The organism is Symbioplanes lichenis (assembly GCF_030709675.1).
Lineage (GTDB): Bacteria > Actinomycetota > Actinomycetes > Mycobacteriales > Micromonosporaceae > Actinoplanes > Actinoplanes lichenis.
The window spans coordinates 79,363-104,389 of record NZ_JAUZQD010000006.1 but is presented as its reverse complement, the minus strand read 5'-3'; the positions used below and the strand labels follow the sequence as shown (position 1 = coordinate 104,389).

The window sequence follows — 25,027 nt, the reverse complement described above, 5'->3', positions numbered from 1 at the left end:
AACGTCCTGGCGCCGAATACCAGGGCTATGCGCGTAACGTTTCGCCCAGGCTCACCGTGCCGGCGGAGCCGTCGACCGTGACCAGGTCGCCCGTGACGATCCGCCGGGTCGCGTCCGGGACACAGATGACGGCCGGGATGCCGTACTCGCGGGCGACCGTCGGGCCGTGGGCCATGACCGCGCCGGTCTCGGTGACCAGCGCCGCCGCCGTGAGGAACAGTGGCGTCCAGCCCGGATCGGTGGTGGATACGATCAGCACCTCGCCGGGTTCGATCCGGGCCGTGGCGGGATCCGTGACGACCCGGGCGGGACCCGACGCGCGGCCGGCGGAGGCGCCCACGCCCACCAGGGAGCCCGGGGGAGCCGGCGCGGGCAGGGTCGCCTCGACGTCCGTACCGTCGGACAGCAGCACGACCGGCACATGCCGGCGCCGCAGCTCCCGCCGGTGCGCCCGGGCGCGGGCGGCGGCCATGGCCCGGTGGTCGGCCCGCTCGTGGACGGCGGTGCGCACCTCGTCCGGGGTCAGGAAGACGATGTCGCCGGCCGCGTCGAGCAGGCCCTCGGCGGCCAGGTCGGCCCCGATGAGCAGGTACTGCTCGCGCATCGCCCACAGCCGGTAGAGCCCGGCGAACTTGCCCGACTCCCGGAGCCCGGCCAGCTCCCGCGCCCGCCGCAGCAGGAACCGGCTCGGCCCCCGGACGGCGCGCAACGCCCGCTCGGCGTCGGCGGCGGCCCGGGCGAACCGGACGTCCGGGGCCTGCTCGGGGTCCGTCACTCGGAGATAGCCGGCCAGGGCCGCGAACACCGGCGTGGGATCCTCGGACCACCGCGGAACGCCCAGATCGACCTCGGCGGGACCCCGATGGCCGTACGTGTCGAGAAAGCCCCGCAGCCCGAAGTCCGGCAGCGCCCCGCGCGCGTGACGATCGGCCAGCTCGCGTGGCTCGGTGTCCCGCAGCAACGCCCGGTGCTCGCCGGCGCCGGCCGCGAGCCGCCACAATGCGAGGTCCATCTCGATGGTGACGTTGTGCGGCATCCCGGCGAGCGTGGCGTGGATCCCGGCGGGCGTGATCCGGCCGCGCGTGAGCTTGCCCGGCAGCGCCGACGCCAGCATCCCGGCGGCGATCGGCCACATCAGATCGCCGGCCCGCGGGTCCTCGGCGTGGTGGATCCAGTCCAGCCGCTCGGCCGCGGACATATCGCCCGAAGGTGGCAGCGACGCGACCCGCAAGCGTTCGACGGTATCCCGGACCCGCGCGCGTGCATCCCGGGGCCGGGCCAGAGCCCGCAGAATGCCGGTGATCGCACCCGGCGGCATCCGGAACGGCGGCCGCCGCGGCGCATCGGGCCGGGGCGCGAAGCGCGGGTCGGCGAGGACGTGCCGCATCGCCGCCTGGGCCCGCGGGCCGAAGTCGACCGCGAGCAGATCGACCAGGCGCCGGCGCGCGGTGGGATGCCGGGCCAGGTCGGTCAGGTCGCCGTAGAGCCGGCCGCCGATGTCCACGATGTCCGGGCGCAGGCCGAGCGGGGCGAGCATGCCGGCGATGAGGTCGCGCAGCGTGGACAGCCCGAGCGGCGTCACCGGCCGCAGCATTCCTTGCACGTGACCGAATTCGACGTACACGCGCGGCTCGGCGGACGGCGGCGGCGCCGGGAAGAGCGTCGTGATCGGCCGCGACTGCAGCAGCCACAGCTGACCTTGCCGGTCGACCGACCACTCGATGTCCTGCGGGCATCCGAACGCGGCTTGCACGCGAGCGCCGATCTCGGCCAGCCCGGGCGGCAGCGGATCGGTCTCGCTGCGCATCGTGGTGCGGCAACCGGTCACCGGATCGGCCGTGAAGAGCACACCCGAAACGACAGCGTCGACCATGCGCTGCACGACGACTGTCATCCGGCCTTCCGGCAGATCACGAGCTTCCCGGTACGCGACCGCGCGCGCACTGTGCAGCGAAGCCCGGCACGTCTCGACCGCCGCCAGCAGTGCCTCGGGACCGGAGACGTTCAGCACGGTGTCGTACTGTCCGGCGAACGCGGCGTCCGGCAGGTCCTCGGCCGTGGCGCTGGACCGCACCGCGACCGGCGGCGATCCCAGTCGTTCGTAGCCAGCCAGGATCGCCGCCGGTCCGTCGTCCGGGGCTACGCAGAAGAACTCGGGCACGCGCTCACCGAGTGCGGCCAGCCGCGCCAGCCCTGTTGCCTTTCCACCCATGGCTTCCCTCCCGTTTCCAATACGAGTGTATTGGAAACGGGAGAAGATCGCCGGTCAGGCGGCCGGAGGCGGCGGCGGGCCACCCGGGCCACCGCCACCCGTCTCCTCGCCGGCCGGATCCACGGTGATGGTCAGCGTCGCGACGTAGCCGCCGGTCATGTCCCCGGTCACCGTGGCCATCTCCCGCGCGGCCAGGTCGTCGCGGAACACCATGTCGGTGGCGAGCGAGATGCGGCTCATGTTGACGACGCTCTGCTCGTACCCGTCGGCCTGCTCGTAGACGGTGTCCGAGACGTCCTCGGGCAGCGCGATCTGCGACGTCTTGCGGATCGGCCCGGCGCCGGTCGTGGCGTCCTCCAGCGACGAGTAGACCTCGAAGTGGATGTGCGGCCACCGCCCCGAGTAGCACGCCGGGAAGATGCTGGTGAAGGTCACCAGCCCGGTCGCGTCCGTGACCTGGATGCCGCGCAGGTAGTTCTCGTCGGTGACGCCGCTGGAGTAGAGCGAGTAACGCCCCTCGCGGTCGCAGTGCCAGGCGTAGACCGCGGCCCCGGCCAGGGGAGCGCAGTCCAGGTCCTGCACCACGAGCGAGAAATCCAGCGGTACGCCTCCCGCGACGGTGTCCGACGTCCCGAACGACGAGCGGATGTCGCGCCGGACGACACCGTCCAGTGTGCGCACGTCGGGGCCGTTCGAGCCGTCGGCCGGGTAGGGTCCGGCCGTCTCCGACTCGACCTCCTCGAGGCACGCGGCGGCGACCGTCTCCGCTTCGGCTGACCGGCCTAACAGGGCGCTGCCGGCGAGGGCGAATCCGGTTCCGCCGAGCACGGTGAGCATCCGGCGCCGGGACATGGTGCCGAGATCGAAGGCGAGTCCCTTGTCGTGGACGCGGCGCACGTACGCCGCATTGTCCTGATCGTGAGGCATGAGCATTCCTTCCCGCTTGTGGCGATCGGTGAAGGACGCAGCCAAGCATCGATGTCTATGAATGACCTGTGGGTGATCTCGGCGCCGCCATATCGAACGGGTCCTATTCCGCGGCGGGCGCCACGGGTTACCCTTCGTCGATGCGGCGCTTGCTCATGGTCCTCTTCGCCGGCTCGCTCGCGGGGGCGCTGTTCGGGCCCCTGCCCGCCGCGGCCCACGGCGGACTCGTCGGCTCCTCTCCGCCGCAGGGCAGCGCCTCGGCCCAGCCCGTCGACGCGGTGTCGCTCACCTTCACCGAGAAGCCGGCGCCGTACGCGTACTTCACCGTCACTGCCCCCGGCGGCGCCCGCGTGGACGACGGCTGGTCGCACGCGCAGCCGATGCCGCTGGCCACGCCGGCCCGCGAGTTCCAGGAGGTCAACGGGGTCTGGCAGCCGATGGAGTACCGCACGGGCTTCCCGGTGCGGATCAAGGTGGCGCACTGGCCGGCCGCGGGTACGTACGTGGTCCGCTACCACACCGTCGCGTCGGACGGCGACCTGGTCAAGGGCGAGATGAGCTTCAGCTACACCGGGGCGCCGACCGCGGCCCCGGCCGGCTGGCAGCCCCCGTCCGACCGGCCGAAACCCGAGCTGCTCGCGGCGGCGGAGACGGAGGCGGCACCGGCGCCGGCTGCCCAGCACTGGTACGACGACATGTGGGCGTGGTTCGTACCCGTCCTGCTGCTCGTGGCCGCCGGGCTCGCGTACCTCCTGCTGCGGCCGGGCCGCCAACCCGCCGGCGGCCCGGTGCGCGAGCGTCAGTCCAAGGTGGGGTAATCGGTGTAGCCGCGGTGGTCGCCACCGAACATGGTGGCCCGGTCGGCCTGGTTGAACGGGCCTCCGGCCGCGAGGCGGGCGGGCAGGTCCGGGTTGGCCAGGAAGAGGGCGCCGAAGGTGATCACGTCGGCGGTGCCGTCCTCGATCAGGCTCAGCGCCTCGGGGCCGGTCGGCTCGGGATGGGTGAACGGGTTGAGCAGCAGCGTGCCCGGCCACTCCTTGCGCAGCCGGCGGGTCAGGTCGCGGTCCGCACTCTCCACCAGGTGCAGATAGGCCAGGCCGAGCGGCGCCAGCCCGGCCACCAGGGCGCTGTAGAGCTCATCGGTGTCCTGCTCGACGATGTCGCCGTTGGTGCCGCTCGGCGAGATCCGGAAGCCGACCCGGTGGCCGCCGATCGCGTCCGCGACGGCCGTGGCGGCCTCGACGCCGAAGCGGATGCGGCCGGCGATGTCCCCGCCCCAGCCGTCGGTGCGCTGGTTGGCGTTGGAGGACAGGAACTGCTGGATCAGATAGCCGTTCGCCCCGTGCAGCTCCACTCCGTCGAAGCCGGCCGCGATCGCGTTGCGGGCCGCGGTCGCGAAGTCGGCGATCGTCTCGGCGATCTCGGCCCCGGTCAGCTCCTTCGGCGTCTCCATCTCCAGCAGGCCCTGATCGGTGAACACCTGCCCGGCCGGCTTGACCGCGGACGGCCCGACCGGCGTCAGCGCGCCGGGCAGCAGGCTGTGGTGCCCGATCCGGCCGCTGTGCATGAGCTGCGCGAAGATCCTCCCGCCCGCGGCGTGCACGGCGTCGGTGACCACGCGCCAGGCCGCCACCTGGTCCTCGGAGTGCAGGCCGGGGGTGCTGGTGTAGCCCTGCCCGACCACCGACGGCTGGGTGCCCTCCGTGATGATCAGGCCCGCGCCGGCCCGCTGCGCGTAGTAGGTGGCCATGAGCTCGGTCGGGGTGGCCCCTGGACCGTAGGCGCGGCTGCGCGTCATGGGAGCCATCGCGATGCGGTTGGCCAGCCGTAGGCCGCTCAGGTCGTACGCATCGAAAGCTGTCGTCATTGCCGTCGTCCCTCGCTCGTTTGGTTCATGGCGTGAACCAAAGTAGTTCATGGTGTGAATCTCTGCAAGGTAGACTGGGCCCGCGACGATGTGACGAGGGAGACGCGGACGTGGCGCAGCACGAGGGTTTCGGCGACATGCTGGTCTGGCTCGCCCTGGTGATTCAGCGCCGCTACGCGCAGATCTGCGCCGAGCACGACCTCACCACGGCCCAGGCGCAGCTGCTGTGCACGGTCAAGGACCGGCCCTACCGTATGGCCGAGCTGGCGGCATCGATGGACATGGCGAAAAACGCGCTGAGCCAGCTCGTCGACCGCACCGAGCGCCGCGGCCTGGTCGAGCGGTCCAGCCCCGAGCGCGACCGGCGGGTGATCGCCCTCGACCTCACGCCGGCCGGGCGGAAGATCGCCGAGTCGCTCTACGCCGACGTGGCCGAGCGGCTGCCCGGGATCGCCGACAGCCTGAGTGCCGAGGATCAGCAGCTCCTGCGCCGGCTCGCCACCGCGGTCGCCGCCGCGCATGTCCCGGGTCTGGCCTGCGGCGGTGCCGGGCCCGGTGAGCGCTGCTGATTTAGCCCTCCTTCCGCCTTCCCCTGGGCGCGGGTGGCGCGGGCCTCTTCCTTCCGTCCGCTCTTGCCGGCGGCGGGCGATGGCAGGATGACGCCATGGCGACGGACTGGGTGCGATGGCACGCCGACTATGCCGATCCGGACTCCTCGTTGTCCCGCCGGCTGGCGGTGGTCCAGGGCTACCTGCGCCGGGCGCTGGACGAGGCGCCCATGGACCCGGACGGTGGACGGCGGCTCGTCAGCATGTGCGCGGGTGACGGGCGGGATGTGCTGCCTGTGCTCGCATCGCATCCCCGGGGCGGGCAAGTGCGTGCCGTTCTGGTGGAGCTGGATCCCTCACTGAGCGCCCGTGCGCGGTCGGCGGCCGGGCCGGGTGTTGTCGGTGGTCGACCGGGCGTCGAGGTGCGGACTGCGGATGCCGGGCGGGCGGAGAGCTATCGCGGTGCGGGCCCGGCGCGTGTGCTGCTGGCCTGCGGCGTCTTCGGCAACATCAGCGCCGGGGACGTCGAGACGACGATCGGCGCCCTGCCCGCGTTGCTGGTACCCGGTGGATACGTGATCTGGACCCGGGGGCGGGGGCGGCGAGGTGGATCCCAGTCTCGCGGTCCGGGGTGTGTTTGCCCGGCACGGGTTCGAGGAGCTTGCCTTTGCCGCGCCGGGGGACGCGCGGTTCCGGGTGGGGATGGGTCGCTTGGCCGGGTCGGGGAGGGCGGCGTTGTTGCCGCCGCGGCTCTTCGCTTTCCGCTGAGAGTGGTTGACACCGGGCGCCGACATTGATTGTGTTCGATGAGGCGAACGAAGGAGTCCCCGGTGTCGTGGATGTCGAGTGCCGCGCTTGCTCTGCTTCTCGCTCATCCCGGCCAGCTCCCGGCCGGCGCCGCAACGGCCGGAGCCGGAGGTGGCGCCGGTGGCACCGCGACGACCGGCGCCGGGGTGGGGGCTGCGGCGACGGTTGATGTGACGCGGGCGGTCGGGGACGGGCCGCAGACGGTGGCGGATGTCTATCGCTATCTCGAGGATCCCGGGCTGACCGGCGAGGGCCAGGTGCAGCCGCACGCCGACCTGCGCCCCTATCCGGACGCGCGCGCCGCCGCCGCGGACGTGACCCGGCACGACCGGCCGAACCCGTACACCCGCAGCCTCGACGGGCCGTGGCAGCTCAAGATCTTCGATCGGCCCGACGACGTGCCCAACGCGTTCCGGGCCGGCGGGGCGGCGACGAAGGGCTGGCCCACCGCGCAAGTGCCGCACACGTGGCAGTCGGACTTCATCGACCACCCGATGTTCCGCAACATCCCGTCCGACATCGCCCCGGACGATCCGCCGAAGGTGCCGCGCGACGTCAACCCCACCGGGGCGTACGTGAAGACCTTCGACCTGCCCGCGAGCTGGGCCGGCGGCCGGGTGTTCCTCCGCTTCGAGGGCGTGACCAGCAACTACCTGGTGTGGGTCAACGGCGCTTACACGGGGTACGACCAGGGCGGCTACACCCCGGCGGAGTTCGACGTCACCGAGCGGCTGCGCCCCGGCCGCAACACGATCGCCGTGCAGGTGCACCGGTGGGGGAGCGGCGCCTACCTCGAGGACGTCGACCAGTGGCGCTACTCGGGCATCTTCCGCGACGTGTGGCTCTACCGCACGAACGAGGCGCGACTGCAGGACGCCGCCATCACCACGGATCTGGACGCCGCCTACCGGGACGCCACCTTGCATGTCGCCGTACTGAAACAAGGTGGAACCGTTTCCCGGGGCACTCTGCTGGACGCGAAGGGCCGGACGGTGGCCACGATGTCGGGCCCGGGCGACCTCACCGCGGTCGTCCGGAACCCGGCGAAGTGGTCCGCCGAGGAACCGAACCTCTACACCCTCGTCCTGCAACTCCTCGACGCGCGCGGGAAACCGCTGCACACCACCGCGCAGCCGGTCGGCTTCCGCGAGATCGAGGTACGCGACCGGCAGATCCTCGTCAACGGGAAGCGGATCCTCATCAAGGGCACCAACCGCGCCGAGACGGATCCCGACACCGGGCGGCACGTGACCCGGCAGAAGCAACGGGACGACGTGGCCCTGATGAAGCGGTTGCACCTCAACGCCGTCCGCACGTCGCACTACCCGAGCGACCCCTACCTCTACGACCTCGCCGACCGGCAGGGCCTGTGGGTGGACGACGAGGTCGACATCGAGACGCACAGCCACGAGACGTGCCCGGACAATTGTCTCGCCGACCGCCCGGAATGGCAGGCCGCGTTCGCGGACCGGTTCCAGGCCATGGTTCAGCGCGACAAGAACCATCCGAGCGTCATCTTCTGGGACACCGGCAACGAGGCCGGGCTCGGCGCCGCGCACCACGCCATGGCCGCGTGGGCCGACGCGAACGAGCCGACCCGGCTGCTCTATCACCAGTCGAACAACCCCGACGGCGACGCGCCCTTCGCCGACGTGGACGGGCCGCGCTATCCGACGCCGGCCCGGCTGGAGAGCCGTGTGCAGAGCAGCACCAAGCCGGTCGTCATGGGCGAGTACGCCCACGCGATGGGCAACGGCCTCGGCAATTTCGACCAGTTCTGGGCGCTGGCCCGCGAGTATCCGGAACTGCAGGGCGGTTTCATCTGGGACTGGGCCGAGCAGAATCTGCGGCAGCCGCTGATTCTCACCCCGGACTCGGCGAGCGGAATCCAGACGTTCCTCGTGGGCAAGCCGGCGCCCGCACCGGGCCGCCGCGGCCAGGCCGTCCGATTGTCCAGCTTGGACGATTTCGTCGACGTGTTCCGGGACGAGCGCCTGGATCTGACCGGTCCGCTCACCCTCGACGCGTGGGTCCAGCCCGGCGAATGGGCGGGCAGCTTCCCGATTCTCACCAAGGGTCAGGCGTACGGCCTCCAGATGCGCGACGAGAACACCCTCGAGTTCCGCATCGGCGACTCCACGGCGGCCGCGGATGTTCCGGAGAACTGGTACGGCGGATCCTGGCACCGGGTCACCGGAACCTACGACGGAACCGCTCTGAAACTCGCGATCGACGGCGCCGAGGTGGCCACCACGCCGCGCACCGGAGCCGTGGACCCGGGGCTGTTCGAGGTCAACCTCGGCCGCAATGCCGAGACCCAGCAGGACAACGACCTGTGGAGCATCCGGACCGGCCGGGGCCTGATCGACGACGCCCGCGTCTATGCCCGGGCGCTGTCCGCCCCGGAGCTGGCCCGCGATCCGGCCGGCGACGCCGTGCTGGCGCTCGACTTCGACAGCTACTCTCGCCGCGGCGACTTCCTGAGCCTCGGCATCAGCCTGTCCGGCACCGACGGCCTGGTCGGCTCGGACCGTTATGTGCAGCCGGAAACGGCGGAGATGGCGTGGGCGCAGGCGCCGATCCGGTTCACGCGCGACGGCACCAAGGTGCGCGCCTTCAACGAGCAGCAGGCGGGCGCGCTGGACGTGGTGGTGCGCTGGTCGCTCAAGGAACAGAGCCGGACGCTGCGGAGCGGTAGCCGGCACGTGCGGCTGGCTCCCGGCGCCACCGTCGAGCTCGACACCGGCCCGTTGCCGGCGAACCCGAACGACCGGGAACGGTTCCTGAACGTGTCAGCCGCGAAGGGCGACTGGGTGCTCGGCTATGACCAGTTCAGCGCGGGAGGTCAGGCTGTTCCCGGCATCCTGCCTGTTCCGGTGCCGGGGGCGCCGCGGCTGGCGACCAACGGGAACGAACTGACAATCTCGGGAACCGGTTTCACCTACCGTTTCACCAACGGCACCTTGGCGTCGATGCGGGCCGGCGGACGCGAACTCCTGCACGGTGGCCCGGTTCTCGACGTCTACCGGCCGCCGACGAGCAACGAGACCTACGACTGGGGCACCGACGACCGGCGCATCTGGCACGACCTGGGCCTCGACGACCTCACGACCACGGTCACCGGCGTGACCACCCGCACCGAGGGGAACGCCGTGGTGGTCGACGTCGAGAGCACGGTCGCGGGCAAGGGCGTGTCGTTCGCGCAGACCATGGCGTACCGCATCGACAAGCGGGGCACGATCACGCTGACGCACGAGGTGGTGCCGGACGCGCGGGCGGCCGTTCTCCCGTACCTGCCGCGGGTGGGGGTGTCGTTGCAGCTGCCGGACCGGATGCAGAAGTTCGCCTGGTACGGCCGCGGGCCCCACGAGAACTACAACGACCGGCAGAGCGGCGCCCCGCTGGGCGTCTATCGCAGCACGGTGAACGAGCAGTATGTGCGGTACTCGCGGCCGCAGGCGTACGGCAACCACCACGACGCGCGGTGGGCGGCCCTGACCGACGGCAGCGCCGGGCTGCTCGTCGGCGGCATGGAAGACGTCAGCGTCACCGCCTGGGACGACCTCGACCGCGCCGAGTACGACCACCAGCTGGACCTGGTCCGCAACCGCGGCTGGGTCACGCTGCACGCCGAGGCGGGCGAGACGGGCATGGGCGAGACGCCGAACTCGGTTCTCGCGCCGTTCCGCCTCGCACCGACCGAGACCTACCGGCACGAGCTGGTCCTGCGTCCGCTGACCGCCGCGGAGGCCCGGACGGGCGGCGTCCCGGACTCCGACGTGCCGGCGCCGTGCCCGCCCGGAGTGACCGTCACGACCGACGGCACCGCCGTTCCGGGAACGCCGGAACCGGTTTCAGTCGATGTCAGTTCGCGCTGCGCCTCGGGCTTGACCGACGCGACGGTACGCCTGGCGGCGCCGGACGGCTGGACGGTCAGCCCCGCGCTCGTCGAGCTCGGCGCCGTCACGGGCACCGAAACCGCGTCCTTCACGGTGACGGCGCCGCCCGGAACCGACATCGGCACGCACCGGCTGACGGCCACCGTGGACGCCGGGGGCACGTTCCCGACGTCGACAACGGCGACGGCCGTGGTGCGGACGCCGTTGCCGCCGGGCTACGGCTGGCTCAGCGACCGGGCGTTCGCCTCGGTGGCCAACGGCTGGGGCCCGGTCGAGAAGGACCGCAGCAACGGCGAGCAGGCCGCCGGCGACGGCGACACGCTGACGATCGCGGGCGTGGAGTACGAGAAGGGCCTCGGCGTCCACGCTTTGTCCACCGTGGACGTGCCAATCGACGGTAACTGCAACCGTTTCCGGGCGGATACCGGCGTCGACGACGAGACCGGCAGCGGCGGCTCGGTGATCTTCGAGGTGTGGCTCGACGGCGTCCGGGCGGCGGTGTCGCCGACCATGCGCGGGACGGGCCTGGCGCACCGCTTCGACCTGGACGTGACGGGTGCCCGCACGCTGCGCCTTCAGGTCACCGACGCCGGCGACGGCAACGGGAACGACCACGCCGACTGGGCCGCCGCTCGCCTCTCCTGCGACTGAGCGCAGCCCGCCGGGCGAGCCGTCGGCGGATGCCGCTCAGCTGCGGTCGAGGCGGTCGACGGCGGTGGGGAGGTCGGGGAAGGTTTCGATGACGGCCGCGACGTGGCGGGGGTCGAAGTCGCCGAGGCGGCGGACGCCGCTCCGGAGGCAGGCGATGAAGGGGATGCCCGCACCCGCGGCGGCCACGGCGTCGCCCGGGGAGTCGCCGGCGTAGACGCATCTCGGCGCGGGACGTGAGGAGCAGGACGGGAGCCCAGCCGGACATATCAGGGCTGCAGCGGGGCGGTGGACCCGGCGTCGAGGGCGGCGCGCACCTTGTCGATGCCCATCAGGATCGTGGCTCCGTACTCGTCGTCGGGAAGCGCGCAGGTGGCGGCGACCGCATCCGTCAGGTGGGGCCGGGCCTCGGCGAAGCGGCCCGAGCGGCGGTACGCGTCGGCGAGGTTGATGTGCAGCGACGGCAGCAGGGCCTGGACGGTCCAGCGCGGGTCCTGCTGCTGCGCGCGCTCGTCGGTGAGCACGCCGGCCGCGGCGAGGGCCCGTTGGTCCCACGCCAGCTCGTCGGCGACCGACTCCTGCAGGTCGGCGAGGCAGTGCGCGATGGTGCAGCGGTGCAGGGCGTCCCCGTCCGTACCCGTGCGGTCCCACAGGGTCTCCAGCGCGAGCCTGGCGCCCGCCCGGTCGCCCGCTTGGCCCTGCGCGAGGGCGGCGCTGACCGCGGTCATGATGTCGTCGTCCGGCATGGGCCCAGCATGGACCCTCCACGAAGTCGAGGGTCAACTCGGACGAAAAACCTAACGCCGCCGGCCGGAGGGTGAGAGGTCATTCGCGCTCGGCGTCGTCGGGGATCCAGGCGCCGGACGTCCAGGCCGGGTCGTAGCGCTCGACGGCGGCCACGAAGACCTCCGGCGGCCGGTAGTCGTGGGCCGTCACGTAGTGCCAGATCAGGTTCGGCGCGGCGTACATCTTGCCGGGGCCGCCCGGCACGCGGATCTCGGCGTTGCCCAGGAACACCGGGCCCGACGGGTGGGGAGCCTCGACGGCCCGGCGGGGTGACGGCGCCGGGCAGAAGGGGCAGTCCTGCCAGCCGCGCATGGCGTTGACGCGCCGGCCGGCGACGATGTCGAGCAGTGCGGCCGCGAAGCCCTCCGGCGCCGGGCCGGTCGGGAAGGGGAAGGCCGGGTCGAGCCAGCCCACGGCGAGCCGGGCATAACGCGGCCGGTAGACGAGGTAGCCGTCGTCCAGGCTCAGGGTCTCTTCGTCCTGATACGCGTAGGCGGCCAGATCCTCGAAATGCGTCACCGATCAGGTCTAGCACGGCTCCGATAAGGATTCGTGATCGGGCGTGATCGTGATCCGTCATTGGACCCGGGGCCAAAAGCCTACTAGCTTGATGGGCAATGAGGGGAATCCGGCGCCGCGTTCCCTGCGAATCCCGGGGCTGACAGTGAGGATCCCCATGACCGACACCAGCATTCCGGCCACCGCCGCGCCGGAGGCCGAGTTCATCAGCCTGTCCCACCTGAACCCGTCGACCGAGCTGAACCCGGTTCCGTCCCGGGGCATCGACCTGGCCTACTTCCGCAAGTATGTGCGAGCCCTCGAGGACGGCGGCTACGACTACACGCTCCTGCCCTACGGCGCCGGCAGTGCGGACTCGTTCGTCACGGCGAGCGCGGTCGGGCAGCTGACCGAGCGGATCAAGCCGATCGTGGCGCTCCGCCCCAACACGACGTTCCCGCTGGTCGGGGCGCAGAAGCTGGCGACGCTCGACCAGCTCACCGAGGGCCGGGCGGTCGTGCACCTGATCTCCGGCGGCAACGACGCCGAGCAGGCCCGCCAGGGTGACTACCTGCCGAAGAACCGCCGGTACGCCCGCACGTCGGAGTACATCGACCTGCTGCGCCGCGCGTGGACCGAGCCGGGGCCGTTCAGCCACGAGGGCGAGTTCTACAAGTTCGACGAGTTCGGCCCCGGGTTCGCCCCGTACGAGAAGCCCATCCCCATCTCCATCGGCGGCCAGTCCGACGAGGCGTTCCAGGTCGGCGGCGAGAAGGCCGACATCTTCAGCTTCTGGGGCGAGCCCCTCGCCGACCTGCGCAGCGAGATCGACCGGGTGCACGCCATCGCCCGCGCCGCCGGCCGCACCACGCTGCCCCGCATCTGGGTCACCTTCCGCCCGATCATCGCCCGCACCGACGAGCTGGCCTGGAAGAAGGCCCACGAGTACGTCGAGCGGGTCGCCGCCACGCACGCCAAGGCCCCGCGCTGGGGTGGTGCCACGCCGCAGAACGTCGGTTCCCAGCGGGCGCTGCGGCAGGCCGAGCGGGCCGAGCTCTACGACCGCGCGCTCTGGACCCGGACCGCCGCCGTCACCAACGCCGCGGGCGCGAGCACCGCGCTCGTCGGGTCGCCCGAGACCGTCGCCGCCGCGATCCTCGACTACATCGACCAGGGCGCGTCGCTGGTCTCGATCCGCGGCTACGACACGCTGGCCGACGCCGTCGACTACGGCCGCTTCATCCTGCCGCTGGTCCGCCAGGAGCTCGCCCACCGCCAGGCCACCGGGCAGCGCGGCACGCTGCAGGCCGAGCACCCCGGCAACTACGCCCCGGAGTACGCCCGGCTGGCCCAGGCATGATCACCCCCGACCTGAGCGACGGCGCCCTCGCCGCCGTCACGGCCGAGATCGCGGAGACCGCCGCGGAGTACGACCGGACGGGCGCCTTCCCCGAGAAGGGGCTGGACGCCGCCCATCGCGCCGGGCTGCTCACCGCAACAGTGGGCAGGCAGTTCGGCGGGCCCGAAGTCAACGCCCGGGACACCGCGCGCATCCTGACCGCACTCGGCGAGGGCGACGCCTCGGTGGCCCTCCTCGCCGCCAACACGCTGATCACCCACGCCGGGCAGGCCAAGAACCCGACGTGGCCCGCCGCCACCTATCGGGAGTTCCTGGAACGGTCGGGAACCGGTTCCACGCTCGCCAACGCCATCCGCGCCGAGCCGGAGCTCGGGGCCCCGGCCCGCGGCGGCCTGCCGAAGACCACCGCCACGCGCACGGCGGACGGCTGGGTCGTCAACGGCCGCAAGGCCTACGCGACCGGCGGCGCCGGCCTGGCCTACCACGTCGTGTGGGTGACGGCCGGCGACCAGGTCGGCCACATCGTCGTCCCGGGCGACGCGGCGGGCATCACCTGGATCGAGACGTGGGACCACCTCGGTCTGCGCGCGTCGAACACCCACGACGTCATCTACGACGACGTGCACGTTCCGGGAGACGCCTTCACCGAGATCCCGCGCGGCGCCGACGGCGTCTACCGGGATCCGGCCGCCGCGGCGGGACCGGGCAGCTTCGGGCACCCCGCGCTCTACACCGGCGTGGCTCGCGCCGCACGCAAGGCGTTCGCCGAGTTCGCCCGCACCCGCGTGCCCGCCGCCCTGGGCAAGCCCATCGCCGAGACCGAGCGCATCCAAACCGTCGCCGGCGAGATCGACCTGCAGATCGCGCAGGCCGAAACTCTCCTCCACGGCGCCCTGCTGCGCATCGAGGCCGGTGACCAGGACGTGAACCTGCAGCTGTCGGTCATCAAGGTCGCCATCGCCCGCGCGGTCATCGCGGCGACGCAGACGGCCGTGGCAGCGCTGGGCAACCCGGCCCTCTCCCGGCACCACTCCCTCGAACGTCATCTGCGCGACGCGCTCTGCATCCGCGTCCACCCGCCCCAGGAAGACGCCGCGCTGCTCGCAGCCGGTCGTCGTGTGCTCAACCAGTGAGGAACCCCATGAGACGTTTCGTGACAGCAGCCGCCGCCCTGGCCCTGGCGGGAAGCCTCGCTGCCTGCGGCGGCGGGGGAGCGGACGCGAGCGGCGGCACCCCGAAGGCCGGCGGCACCCTCAAGGTGAGCTTCTGGCCCGACAACGCGAACTTCTCCTGCATCGACCCGTTCCAGGTCTACTGGATCGAGCACCGGTCGATCATCCGCAACTTCGCCGACTCGCTGACCGACCAGGACCCCGAGACGGGGAAGATCGTGCCCTGGCTGGCCGAGAAGTGGGAGATCAGCGCCGACGGGCTGACCTACACGTTCCACCTCAGGGACGGCGTGACCTTCGCCAACGGCAAGCCGCTCGACGCGCAGGCGGTCGCGGACAACGCGCTCGGCTGGATCGACACGGTGAAGCAGACGAACGGCGCCGCCTACGGGGCCTCGTACATCCAGGGCCTGAGCGGTGCGAAAGCCGTCGACGCCACGACCGTCCAGTTCACGCTGAGCAAGCCGAACTCGTCGTTCCTGCAGGCCACCTCGACCACCAACCTCGCGATCGTCGACCCGGCCGCGTTCGGCGAACAGCCGGCCGAGCGGTGCACCGGCAAGGGCGTCGTCGGCTCCGGGCAGTTCCAGCTCGACCACTACACGCCCAAGGTCGAGACCGTGCTGACCAAGCGGCCCGGCTACACCTGGGGCTCGGAGACGTCGCAGAACCGGGGCGAGGCGAAGCTCGACAAGGTCATCTTCAACTACGTGGCCGAGGACAGCGTCCGCACCGGCAACCTGGTCAGCGGGGCCAGCGACATCGCGTGGCCGCGCAACCCGTTCTCGCCGCAGGACCAGACGCTGATCGAGAAGTCCGGCGACATGATCGAGCAGCGCTCGCTGCCGGGTCCCGCCTCGGCGCTCTACGCCAACACGAGCGCCGGCCGTCCGCTGAGCGACCCCGCGGTGCGCAAGGCCATCGTGAAGGCGATCGACGCCAAGACGTACGCGTCGACGCTGTTCGGCGCCGACTACCCGGTGGTGCAGGGGCTCTTCGACACGACCACGCCCTACTTCAAGCCGCTCGGCGACAAGATCGCCTTCGACCAGGCCGGCGCGAAGCAGATCCTGGACGCGGCGGGCTGGGTGCCCGGGGCCGACGGCGTGCGGGCCAAGGACGGCAAGCAGCTGGTGCTCGACTACCCGCTGACCACGGCGGCCGGCGGCGGTCCCGAGCTGCTGCAGGCCCAGCTCAAGGAGGTCGGCATCAAGCTCGAGCTGCGCCAGCTCACCACGGCCCAGTCGGCGACCTATCTGACCGAGGGCACGTACGACCTGACCGGTACCTATTTCACCCGGGCCGACCCCGGCGCCCTGCAGTTCATCCTCAACCCGGACGTCGCCAACTCCAAGGGACTCGCGCAGCGCTTCGGCTCGGCCGCGGACATCGCCAAGGTGCAGGAGCTCTTCGGCCAGGCGGTCGGCACCACCGACACCAAGCAGGCCGAGCAGGCGTACGGACAACTGCAGGACTACCTCATCGACCAGGCCCTCATGATCCCGCTGTTCGAGCGGGTGCAGAAGGCCGGCGTCAGCAAGGACGTCCACGGGTTCGCGTTCACCTCGGAGGCGTTCCTCAAGCTCAACGACGTCTGGAAGGGGTGAGCCGCCCGTGACCAGGTACGTGGCGGGTCGCGTGGCCCAGGCCGTGGCCGTGCTCTGGGCGGCGTACACGCTGACCTTCGCAATCCTCTACCTGCTGCCCAGCGACCCGATGGAGCTGCAGCTCGCGGCGGCCGGCATCCAGCCCGACAGCCTGACCGCCGAGCAGGTCGCGGCGATGAAGGCCCAGTTCGGGCTGGACCGGTCGATCGGGGCGCAGTACTGGCACCACCTGACCGGCCTGCTGCACGGCGACCTCGGCACCTCGCTGACCCAGCGGGTGCCGGTGACCGAGCTGATCGCCCAGCGCATCGGCCCGACCCTGCAGCTCAGTGCGGCCGCCGCGGTGGTGTCGCTGGTGGCCGGCTCGGCGCTGGCGTACCTGGCCACGTTCTTCCGCTGGAACCCGCTGCGGGTGGCCCTGACCCGGCTGCCCGCGGTGGGGGCGTCGTTCCCGCAGTTCTTCGTGGCGCTGTTCCTGATCCAGTTCTTCTCGTTCCAGCTGGGCTGGTTCCCGGCCCTGGGCAACGAGGGCCCGTCGTCGCTCGTGATGCCGGTCGTCACGATCTCGGTGCTCGCCTCGTCCGTGCTCGCCCAGGTGCTCGTCAAGAGCTTCGACGAGACGCTGCGCCAGCCCTACATCGTCACGGCCCGGGCCAAGGGGCTGTCGCGCTCGGCAGTGCACCTCAAGCACGCCTTCCGCAACGCGGCGCTGCCCGCGATGACCATCCTCGGCGTCATCGTCGGCGTGACGGTGACCAGCTCGATCGTCGTCGAGACCGTCTTCACCCGCGAGGGCGTGGGCCGGCTGGCCCAGGAGTCGGTGCTCGCGCAGGACGTGCCGGTCGTGCTCGCGGTCGTCACGCTCGCCGCCACGGTGTTCGTGACGGTCAACCTGATCGTGGACCTGCTCTATCCGCTGCTGGATCCGCGAATCTCCCATCTCGTCCACAAGGGAGCGATGTGACCGCACAACTCCTGGAACCGGTTGCCGTTGTTCCGGCACCGGCCGAGAAGCCCGTGCGCCGGGGCGCTCACCTGACGCAGCTCACCCGGAAGCCACTGTTCCTGATCGCGAGCCTCTACGTCGTCTTCGTGCTCGTGTCAGCGTTTTTCCCGCGCCTGTTCACGTCGCGGGACCCGTACCAGACGGATCCGGCCTCGGCCATGCAGGGGCCGGGAGCCGGCCACCTCTTCGGCACCGACATCTACGGCCGCGACCTGTGGACGCGGGTGCTCTACGGCTCGCCGCTGACCATCAAGGCGACGCTGATCGCGCTGGCCATCGCCCTCGTCGTCGGGCTGACGCTCGGCATCGTCTCGGGCTTCTTCGGCGGTGTGACCGACGCCCTGCTCATGCGGTTCATCGACGTGCTGCTGGCGATTCCGGGCCTGCTGCTCGCGCTCTCCATCGTGACCGCGCTCGGCTACGGCACCATCCCGGTCGCCGTGGCCGTCGGCGTGGGCATCGTGCCCGGCTTCGCGCGCACCACGCGGGCCGAGGTGCTGAGGGTCAAGACGCTCCCGTACGTGGAAGCGGCGCGCGCGGGTGGCGCCGGCTGGGGCCGCGTGCTGATCCGGCACATCCTGCCCAACTCGTGGGGTCCCGTCGCGGTGCTCGCGGTGCTCGACGCGGGCGTGGCCGTCATCGCGATCGCGTCGCTGAGCTTCCTCGGCTTCGGCGCCGCCCCGCCCGCCGCCGAGTGGGGCACGCTCATCGCCGACGGCCGCAACTACCTCGTCACCTCGTGGTGGCTGAGCCTGCTGCCGGGCTTGTTCGTGGCGCTGCTCGTGCTCAGCCTCAACCACATCTCCAAGACGTTCCAGGAGCTCGCGCGATGACGCTGGTGGAGATCAAAGGCCTCGACGCCGGGTACGTCCGGCACCGCACGGTCCGGCCCGCGGTCATCGGGCTCGACCTCACCGTGGCCCAGGGCGAGGTCGTGGCGCTCGTCGGCGAGTCCGGCTCGGGCAAGACCACGACCGCCAACGCGCTCATCGGGCTGTTGCCCGCCAACGGCCGCATCACCGCCGGATCCGCGCGCATCGACGGCGTGGAGACGGCCGGCGCCAAGGAGCGCACGCTGCGCCGGCTGCGGGGCTCGGTGGTCGGCCTGATCCCGCAGGACCCGATGGTGGGCCTCAACCCGACCAAGCGGGTGGGCGAGCAGATCGCGGAGGCCGTGCGCCTGCGGGGCATCCCCAAGCGATCCGCGTACGCCGAAGCAGTCGGCTTCCTCGACCAGGCGGGCGTGCCGGACGCGGCGGCCCGGGCCCGCCAGTATCCGCACGAGCTCTCGGGCGGCCTGCGGCAACGGGTGCTCATCGCGATCGCGCTGGCCGGGCGCCCGAAGCTCATCATCGCCGACGAGCCGACCAGCGCGCTCGACGTGACCGTGCAGAAGCGGATCCTCGACCATCTCGGCGGGCTCGTCCGGGACCAGGGCATCTCGCTGCTCGTCATCACGCACGACCTCGCCGTCGCCGCGGACCGGGCGGACCGCGTCGTCGTCCTGCAGCACGGCCGCAAGGTCGAGGAGGGCGATCCGGCCACGATCCTGAGCACGCCGCGGCAGCCCTACACCCGGCAGCTCATCGCGGCGGCGCCGAGGCTCGCGCACGCGGGTCACGTGGTGCCCCGGCACGACGTACGCGACAAGGCAGTGCCCGCACCGATCCTGGAACTGACCGACGTACGGAAAACGTTTCCCGGGGGTTTCACCGCGCTGGACGGCGTCAGCCTGACCGTGCCCCGGGGCTGGACGCACGCGCTGGTCGGCGAGTCGGGCAGCGGCAAGACGACCGCGCTGCGGGTGGCGCTCGGGCTCGAACCGGCGACGGCGGGCTCGATCCGGCTCGACGGCACCGAGATCGCGGGCCTGAGCTGGGGCAGGATGCGGCCGTTGCGGCGCAAGGTCCAGCTCGTGCATCAGGACCCGTTCGCCACGCTCGACCCGAAGTTCACCGTCGGCCAGTCGATCACCGAGCCGCTCGTGTCCTTCGGCCTCGGCGACCGGCGCGGGCGCCAGGCCCGGGCGAAGGAGCTGCTCGATCAGGTCGCGCTGCCCGCCGCGTACCTCGATCGGCTGCCCGCGGAGCTGTCGGGCGGCCAGCGGCAGCGCGTCGCGATCGCCCGGGCCCTCGCCCTGCGCCCGGACCTCATCATGCTCGACGAGCCGGTGTCCGCGCTCGACGTGCTGGTCCAGGAGCAGATCCTGCGGCTGCTGGCCGAGTTGCAACGCGAGCTCGGGCTGTCGTACCTCTTCGTCTCGCACGACCTCGCCGTGGTTGCCGAGATCTCGCACACCGTCTCGGTGCTGAGCCGGGGCCAGGTCGTCGAGGAGGGGCCGGTCGCGTCGGTCTTCACCGCGCCGGCGAGCGCTTACACGCGGGAGCTGATCGACGCGATCCCCGGCCGCCGGGCCGTCCCCGCGGGGGACGCCGGTGCGTGAGGCGCTGGCCGCCCAGTTCTCCGCCGCCCGCGCCCATCCCGGCCCGGCCACGCTCGCCACCGTCACCGGACTGCTCAACGGCGCCACGATGGTGGCCGGCGCCGAGGCGGTCGGGTGGGCCACCGACCACCTCGTGGTGCCCGCGCTGGCCGGGGAGGCGGTGCCGGGCCGCGCGTGGTGGCTGAGCGCCGGGCTGGTCCTGGGCATCTCGGCCGTCCGGTGGAGCACCATCTTCGTGCGCGGCGTGGCAACCGGCCGCGTGCAGTACCGGGCGCAGGCCGAGACCCGGCGCGCCGTCGTCCGCCGCTATCTCGATCTGGACCTCGACTGGCACCGCAGCCGGTCGCCGGGCCGGCTGCTCGCCCACGCCGTCTCGGACGTCGACGCGCTGTGGTCACCCATGCAGTTCGCCTACTTCGCGCTGGGCATGGTCTTCATGCTGCTGCTGGCGCTCACGCAACTGGCGCTGCGCGACGCGCTGCTCGGGGTGGTCGGGGCGGTGCTGGTCGCCGGGGTGCTCGCGCTCAACGTCGCGTACCAGCGCAAGCTCGCCCCCCGGGCACGAGAAGCGCAGGCGGCGCGCGGGGCCGTCGGCGCGGTCGCGCACGAGTCGGTCGAGGGCGGCGCGGTCGTCCGCAGCCTCGGGCTCGCGGCGGTGGAGGACGCGCGGTTCGGCGCCGTCGTCGAGCGCCTGCGCACGGCGGATCTGCGGATGGCCCGGGTCAGCTCGGTCTTCGACCCGATGCTCGAGCTGCTGCCCACCGTCGCCGTCCTCGCCGTGCTGGCCGTCGGCGCCCCGCGCGTGGCTTCCGGGGCGCTCGGCGTGGGCGACCTGGTCGGCGTGGTCTACCTGCTCATCACCATCGCCATCCCGCTCAACGTGATCAGCCGCTTCCTCTCGATGCTGCCGATGTCCTCGGCCGGGCTCGCGCGGGTGCAGGCGGTGCTGTCCGAGGCAGTCGGTCGTTTCGGCCCGGCGACGTTGAGCTCCGGCGACCCGCTGCGGGTGGAACTGCGCGGCGCCGGAGTGGCCGGCCGGCTTCCGGCGACCGGCCTGGTGCTCGAACCCGGCTCGATCACCGTGGTCACCGGCCTGGTCGGCGCGGGCAAGTCGACGCTGCTCGACCTCGCCGGGGGCCAGGCCACGCCGACCGAGGGCACTGTGCTCTTCGACGGTGTGGACGTGCGCGAGCTGGCGCGAGGAGTGGTGCCGGCGACCGTGGCGGTGGTGTCGCAGAGCCCGTTCCTGTTCGCCGAGTCGATCCGGGACAACCTGACGCTGTCCGGGGCCCGCGACGAGCTGAGCATCTGGCGGGCGCTGCGCGTCGCGGTGGCCGACGAGATCGTGCGCGGGCTGCCCGACGGGCTCGATACGGTCGTGGGCGAGCGCGGGGCGACCATGTCGGGCGGGCAGCGGCAGCGGATCTGCCTGGCCCGGGCGATCCTGCGGGCGCCGCGTTTGCTGGTGCTCGACGACGCCACGTCCGCGCTGGACCCGGGGGTGGAGCGGCAGGTGCTCGGCAATCTGGCCGCCCTGGTGCACGACGGCGGGCCCACCTTGCTGCTCGCCACGAGCCGGCCGGATGCTGTGCACTTCGCCGATCAGGCCGTCGAGCTGTCCGGTGGTGTCCGTGCCGCGTAGGACGTGGTTGACAGGGCTGCTGGCCCTGATCGCGGGCGCCGGGCGGATCGTCGCGCCCATGACGATCCAGTACGCGGTCGACTCGGGGTTGCGTACCGCCGGGGTGGCTGTTTCTGTGGGCGCCGGGGCCGTCGTGGTCGCGGGAGTGTCCTCGTCGGTGCTCAACCGGCGGCTGCACGGACAGGTGGAACAGGCGCTCGCCGACCTGCGCCGGGCCGGGCTGCGCCAGGTGCACGCCATGCCCGCCGCCACCTTCGACCGGACGCCCAGCGCCGACCTGGTCACCCGGCTCACCAGCGACGTCGACCAGGTGACGACCTTCCTGCAGGGCGGCGGGATCCAGTTCCTCACGAACGCGGCGCAACTGGTGATCGCCACGGTGATCCTGGCGGCGTACAGCTGGCAGCTCGCGCTGCCCGTCCTCGTCATCACCGCGCTGCTGCTCGTGGGCATGGCGGCGCTGCAACGGCTCATCGCGCGCCGCTTCGGCCGGGCGCGTCAGGACCTGTCCCGGCTGCAGTCGGCCGTGGCGGAGTCGCTGGCCGGGGCGGCGGTGATCCGATCGACCGGCTCGGAGCCGCGTACGCGGGAAAAGCTGGACGCCGCCGTCGACCGCGCGCGGGACAGCCTGGTCCGCACGCTCGTGCCGCTGCACGCGAACACGTCGCTCGGGGAGCTGGCCATCTCCACGATGACCGTGGCGGTGCTGGTCGGCGGGGTGTGGTGGGCCGTCCTCGGCGATCCGGCGCGGCCGCGGCTGAGCGCGGGGCAGATCTTGGCGATGGTGTTCCTGGTGACGTTCTTCGTGCGGCCGCTGCAATTCCTGGTGCAGAGCCTCGGCGAGGCGCAGAACGCGCTGACCGGGTGGCGGCGGGCCCGCGCGCTGGCGGCCCCGGCGCCGTCGTCGGGGGATGTGTCGTTGCCGGAGGGTCCCGTCGGCGTGCGGCTCACCGGGGTGTCCGCGCGCTACGACGGGCCGCTCGTCCTGCACGACGTGACCGTGGACGTGGCTCCGGGCGAGCACGTGGCGGTCGTGGGGCGTACGGGATCGGGGAAGTCGACCTTCGCCAAGCTGATCACCCGCCGCCTCGAGCCCGCCGCCGGTGTCGTGGCGCTCGGCGGCGTCCCGCTGTCCGCCCTCGCGCCGGCGTCGCTGGCCGGGCGGGTCGTCAGCGTGCCGCAGGACCCGTTCCTCTTCGACGCCACGATCGGCGCGAACATCCGCCTGGGCCGCCCGGCCGCCACCGACGAGGACCTGATCGGCGTCCTCGACCGGCTCGGCCTGCACGAGTGGTTCACGGCGTTGCCCCGGGGGCTGGAGACCCCGGCGGGGCAGCGCGGCGAGCGGCTGTCGGTGGGGGAGCGGCAGCTGGTGGCCCTGGCCCGGACCGCTCTCGCCGACCCCGACCTGATCGTCCTCGACGAGGCCACGTCCGGCATCGACCCGGTGACGGACGCGGCGGTGCAGCGGGCGCTCGCCGTGCTCACGCGGGGCCGCACGACGATCGCGATCGCCCACCGACCGGCCACCGCGGCCGCGGCGGACCGGATCCTGACGTTCGCCGACGGCCGGGCGGTTGACCAGGTTGACTCTTCAAGCGAATACTCTTCACCATGATCAGCACCGCGGAGTTCGACGCGTTCGGGCCCTGGATCGACGAGGTTCGCACCGTCGACGACCTGCCCCGGCTCTATCGGGACGCGGGCATCGACCCCGCCGCGTGCCGCCTGGTGCTCAAGGTGCCGCGCAACATCGAGCGGCGCAACGCCCACCCCGGCATGCACCTGTACGACCACCTGATCGCCCTGGACGACGAGACGCTGACCGTGCTGCGGCGGCAGGACGACGCGTACGAGACGATCCGGGTGCCGCTCGACCGGATCGCCGCCCTCGCCGACAGCACCCGGCTGCTCGACGGCCGGCTCACCGTGCACCTCGTGGACGCGCCGGCCGTCGTGGTTCCGTACAACGGCTCGGCGGGCGCGCCCGTGCAGCGGCTGATCGGGCTGCTCCGCGAGTCCTACCTGCCCGAGTCGCCGCCCGCCGCCGGGTCGCCGCCCGCCGCCGGGTCGCCGCCCGCCGCCGGGTCGCCGCTCGCCGCCGGGGAGCCGGGACCGGCCGCGGCGCCGGGGCTCGGCCGCGAGGACACCGGGCTGCTCAACGACTACGACGACCTGGTGCGGCAGGAGCCCCGGATGCGGCTGCTCAACGTGGGTTCGCGCCAGGTCGTGACCCCGGCCTCGGCCTGGGAACGGCTCTATCGCAAGGCGCGGCCGTTGCACCTGCAGGCCGGGATCGCGGTCACCGACGAGCGGGAGATCGTGCTCGTCCACCGGCGGGAGTGGTTCACCCGCGACGCCGACGACATCTCCATGGCCCGTACGGTGCTGCCGTGCGCCCGGATCGACGAGGTGGTCACGCGCCCGCACGAGCGCTACCTCGGCGTCGACGTGATCGCCGTGCGTTCCGGAAGCACGCGGCTCGAGTTCCCGATCGCCGCCTCTGCCTCGGGTTCCGATCGTCGCCTCTAGGGTGGGGTAGTGACTCGTCCGACGGCGCGCGTGCTGACCGTGCTGGAGGTTCTGCAGTCCGGGGGCACGCGGACCGCGGCTGACCTGGCGGCGCGGGTGGGCGTCGACGAGCGGACCCTGCGCCGCTATATCGCGCACCTGATCGATCTGGAGGTGCCGGTCGAGTCGGTACGCGGGCGGTACGGCGGGTATCGGCTGGCGCCGGGGTTCCGGATGCCGCCGCTGATGCTGACCGACGAGGAGGCGCTGGCCGTGCTGGTCAGCCTCGCGCCGCCTTTTCTTTCTTCGCCGGCGGCTGATTCGTCTCCTTCGCCGGCGGCTGATTCGTCTCCTTCGCCGGCGGCTGCTTCGGCACCTTTGCCCGCGGCTGCTTCGGCTTCTTTGCCGGCGGCTGCTTCGGCGGCGGCGAAGGTGCGTCGGGTGCTGCCGCGGGCGCTCGCCGGTCGGCTCGAGGGGCTGCTCGCGGCCATGGAGTTCACGGCGCCTCCGGCCGGGGCGCCCGCGCTGCTGCTCACCTTCGCCGCGGCGGCGCGCGACCGGCAGCCCGTGGAGATGCAGTACAACGGGCGGGTGCGCACGCTGCATCCGTACGGGATCGTCGCGCACAACCGCCATTGGTACGTGACCGGCGCCGACTCGGCCAGCGGCGAGGTACGCACGTTCCGGCTGGACCGGGTGTCCTCGGCGTCGGCGGTCGCTGGCAGCTTCTCGGTGCCGGACGGCTTCTCCGCGATCGAGCAGGTGACGTCCGGGGCGAGCTACCGCCACGAGGTGTCGGTCCTGGTCGACGGGCCGGTGGAGGTGGTCCGGCGGCGGTTGCCGGGGAGCGTGGCCACCGCGTCCGAGGCGGGCGAGGGCCGGACCCGCGTGCAGCTGCGGGCCGAGCGGCTCGACTGGGTGCCGGCCGTGCTCGCCGGGCTCGACCTGCCGTTCACGGTGGAGCGGCCGGACGAGTTGCGTGACCATGTCCGCGAGCTGGCCGCGCGGCTGGCCCGCTGTGCCGCCCTCTCCCCCGAATAGTGTTTCCCGGCCGTAGATGGCACAACCGTTTCCCCATCCACCGCCGTGCGATC

At 72.3% G+C, this 25,027-nt stretch carries 19 protein-coding genes; 13 read left to right on the top strand and 6 right to left on the bottom strand.

What is annotated here, in order from left to right; translation table 11 throughout:
- Positions 1–25: 25 nt before the first annotated feature.
- Together RAN62_RS15800 and RAN62_RS15795 are read right to left on the bottom strand one after the other, a co-directional pair.
- On the bottom strand, positions 26–2,212 hold the full coding sequence (locus RAN62_RS15800) for a PEP/pyruvate-binding domain-containing protein (protein ID WP_305785399.1): 2,187 nt from the start codon (positions 2,210–2,212) through the stop codon (positions 26–28).
- Positions 2,213–2,266: 54 nt separating this feature from the next.
- Positions 2,267–3,139 (bottom strand): dioxygenase family protein, encoded by an 873-nt coding sequence (locus RAN62_RS15795; protein ID WP_305785398.1) that lies wholly within the window; start codon positions 3,137–3,139, stop codon positions 2,267–2,269.
- 140 nt (positions 3,140–3,279) lie between these two features.
- Here RAN62_RS15795 and RAN62_RS15790 point away from each other — a divergent pair, with 140 nt between their 5' ends.
- Positions 3,280–3,957: a copper resistance CopC family protein gene (locus tag RAN62_RS15790; RefSeq protein WP_305785397.1), complete on the top strand. Its 678-nt coding sequence runs from the start codon at positions 3,280–3,282 to the stop codon at positions 3,955–3,957.
- On the opposite strand, the gene RAN62_RS15785 is transcribed toward RAN62_RS15790, so the two are convergent.
- A complete protein-coding gene (locus tag RAN62_RS15785; RefSeq protein WP_305785396.1) occupies positions 3,939–5,006 on the bottom strand; it encodes an alkene reductase in 1,068 nt (355 codons plus the stop codon). The genes RAN62_RS15790 and RAN62_RS15785 overlap by 19 nt on opposite strands.
- A gap of 110 nt (positions 5,007–5,116) precedes the next feature.
- Between RAN62_RS15785 and RAN62_RS15780 the strand changes: the two genes are divergently transcribed.
- Together RAN62_RS15780 and RAN62_RS15775 are read left to right on the top strand one after the other, a co-directional pair.
- Positions 5,117–5,575: a MarR family winged helix-turn-helix transcriptional regulator gene (locus RAN62_RS15780; protein ID WP_305785395.1), complete on the top strand. Its 459-nt coding sequence runs from the start codon at positions 5,117–5,119 to the stop codon at positions 5,573–5,575.
- Positions 5,576–6,360: 785 nt separating this feature from the next.
- Positions 6,361–10,911, top strand: coding sequence for a glycoside hydrolase family 2 TIM barrel-domain containing protein (locus RAN62_RS15775; RefSeq protein ID WP_305785394.1), 4,551 nt, complete (start codon positions 6,361–6,363; stop codon positions 10,909–10,911).
- Between the two features lie 36 nt (positions 10,912–10,947).
- Here RAN62_RS15775 and RAN62_RS15770 read toward each other — a convergent pair whose 3' ends face one another.
- The 3 genes from RAN62_RS15770 to RAN62_RS15760 form a co-directional block, all read right to left on the bottom strand.
- Positions 10,948–11,097, bottom strand: coding sequence for a hypothetical protein (locus tag RAN62_RS15770; RefSeq protein ID WP_305785393.1), 150 nt, complete (start codon positions 11,095–11,097; stop codon positions 10,948–10,950).
- 80 nt (positions 11,098–11,177) lie between these two features.
- The gene (locus RAN62_RS15765) at positions 11,178–11,654 is read right to left on the bottom strand and encodes a hypothetical protein (protein WP_305785392.1); all 477 of its coding nucleotides are present in this window, start codon (positions 11,652–11,654) and stop codon (positions 11,178–11,180) included.
- Between the two features lie 79 nt (positions 11,655–11,733).
- Entirely contained in the window at positions 11,734–12,213 is a 480-nt protein-coding gene (locus tag RAN62_RS15760) for a DUF7919 family protein (RefSeq protein WP_305785391.1), read from the bottom strand.
- Between the two features lie 157 nt (positions 12,214–12,370).
- On the opposite strand from RAN62_RS15760, the gene RAN62_RS15755 reads away from it, so the two are divergent.
- The 10 genes from RAN62_RS15755 to RAN62_RS15710 are packed head-to-tail and all read left to right on the top strand — an operon-like array spanning position 12,371 to position 24,974.
- Complete coding sequence (locus RAN62_RS15755) at positions 12,371–13,552, top strand: LLM class flavin-dependent oxidoreductase (RefSeq protein WP_305785390.1); 1,182 nt, start codon at positions 12,371–12,373, stop codon at positions 13,550–13,552.
- Positions 13,549–14,685 (top strand): acyl-CoA dehydrogenase family protein, encoded by a 1,137-nt coding sequence (locus tag RAN62_RS15750; RefSeq protein ID WP_305785389.1) that lies wholly within the window; start codon positions 13,549–13,551, stop codon positions 14,683–14,685. The genes RAN62_RS15755 and RAN62_RS15750 overlap by 4 nt, the downstream gene beginning before the upstream one ends.
- Positions 14,686–14,693: 8 nt before the next feature.
- Positions 14,694–16,331 carry an ABC transporter substrate-binding protein gene (locus RAN62_RS15745; RefSeq protein WP_305785388.1) on the top strand — a complete coding sequence of 546 codons (1,638 nt, stop codon included), beginning with the start codon at positions 14,694–14,696 and terminating at the stop codon, positions 16,329–16,331.
- Between the two features lie 7 nt (positions 16,332–16,338).
- Complete coding sequence (locus tag RAN62_RS15740) at positions 16,339–17,295, top strand: ABC transporter permease (RefSeq protein ID WP_305785387.1); 957 nt, start codon at positions 16,339–16,341, stop codon at positions 17,293–17,295.
- A complete protein-coding gene (locus tag RAN62_RS15735; RefSeq protein ID WP_305785386.1) occupies positions 17,292–18,170 on the top strand; it encodes an ABC transporter permease in 879 nt (292 codons plus the stop codon). The genes RAN62_RS15740 and RAN62_RS15735 overlap by 4 nt, the downstream gene beginning before the upstream one ends.
- Positions 18,167–19,780 carry a nickel ABC transporter ATP-binding protein NikE gene (gene nikE / locus RAN62_RS15730; protein ID WP_305785385.1) on the top strand — a complete coding sequence of 538 codons (1,614 nt, stop codon included), beginning with the start codon at positions 18,167–18,169 and terminating at the stop codon, positions 19,778–19,780. Before RAN62_RS15735 ends, nikE begins: the two co-directional genes overlap by 4 nt.
- Positions 19,773–21,422 (top strand): ABC transporter ATP-binding protein, encoded by a 1,650-nt coding sequence (locus RAN62_RS15725; RefSeq protein WP_305785384.1) that lies wholly within the window; start codon positions 19,773–19,775, stop codon positions 21,420–21,422. The genes nikE and RAN62_RS15725 overlap by 8 nt, the downstream gene beginning before the upstream one ends.
- Positions 21,412–23,040, top strand: a complete 1,629-nt coding sequence (locus RAN62_RS15720) for an ABC transporter ATP-binding protein (RefSeq protein WP_305785383.1) — start codon at positions 21,412–21,414, stop codon at positions 23,038–23,040. The genes RAN62_RS15725 and RAN62_RS15720 overlap by 11 nt, the downstream gene beginning before the upstream one ends.
- Complete coding sequence (locus tag RAN62_RS15715) at positions 23,037–23,954, top strand: hypothetical protein (protein WP_305785382.1); 918 nt, start codon at positions 23,037–23,039, stop codon at positions 23,952–23,954. Before RAN62_RS15720 ends, RAN62_RS15715 begins: the two co-directional genes overlap by 4 nt.
- Before the next feature lie 9 nt (positions 23,955–23,963).
- Positions 23,964–24,974, top strand: a complete 1,011-nt coding sequence (locus RAN62_RS15710; RefSeq protein ID WP_305785381.1) for a helix-turn-helix transcriptional regulator — start codon at positions 23,964–23,966, stop codon at positions 24,972–24,974.
- Positions 24,975–25,027 lie beyond the last annotated feature (53 nt).

Bases quoted from the DNA above. Each gene is read 5' to 3' on its own strand.
- RAN62_RS15715 (WP_305785382.1), top strand. From the start codon at position 23,037: ATGATCAGCACCGCGGAGTTCGACGCGTTCGGGCCCTGGATCGACGAG.
- RAN62_RS15775 (WP_305785394.1), top strand. From the start codon at position 6,361: ATGAGGCGAACGAAGGAGTCCCCGGTGTCGTGGATGTCGAGTGCCGCG.
- RAN62_RS15765 (WP_305785392.1), bottom strand. From the start codon at position 11,654: ATGCCGGACGACGACATCATGACCGCGGTCAGCGCCGCCCTCGCGCAG.
- RAN62_RS15785 (WP_305785396.1), bottom strand. From the start codon at position 5,006: ATGACGACAGCTTTCGATGCGTACGACCTGAGCGGCCTACGGCTGGCC.
- RAN62_RS15745 (WP_305785388.1), top strand. From the start codon at position 14,694: ATGAGACGTTTCGTGACAGCAGCCGCCGCCCTGGCCCTGGCGGGAAGC.
- nikE (WP_305785385.1), top strand. From the start codon at position 18,167: ATGACGCTGGTGGAGATCAAAGGCCTCGACGCCGGGTACGTCCGGCAC.
- RAN62_RS15790 (WP_305785397.1), top strand. From the start codon at position 3,280: ATGCGGCGCTTGCTCATGGTCCTCTTCGCCGGCTCGCTCGCGGGGGCG.
- RAN62_RS15750 (WP_305785389.1), top strand. From the start codon at position 13,549: ATGATCACCCCCGACCTGAGCGACGGCGCCCTCGCCGCCGTCACGGCC.
- RAN62_RS15800 (WP_305785399.1), bottom strand. From the start codon at position 2,212: ATGGGTGGAAAGGCAACAGGGCTGGCGCGGCTGGCCGCACTCGGTGAG.
- RAN62_RS15795 (WP_305785398.1), bottom strand. From the start codon at position 3,139: ATGCCTCACGATCAGGACAATGCGGCGTACGTGCGCCGCGTCCACGAC.
- RAN62_RS15755 (WP_305785390.1), top strand. From the start codon at position 12,371: ATGACCGACACCAGCATTCCGGCCACCGCCGCGCCGGAGGCCGAGTTC.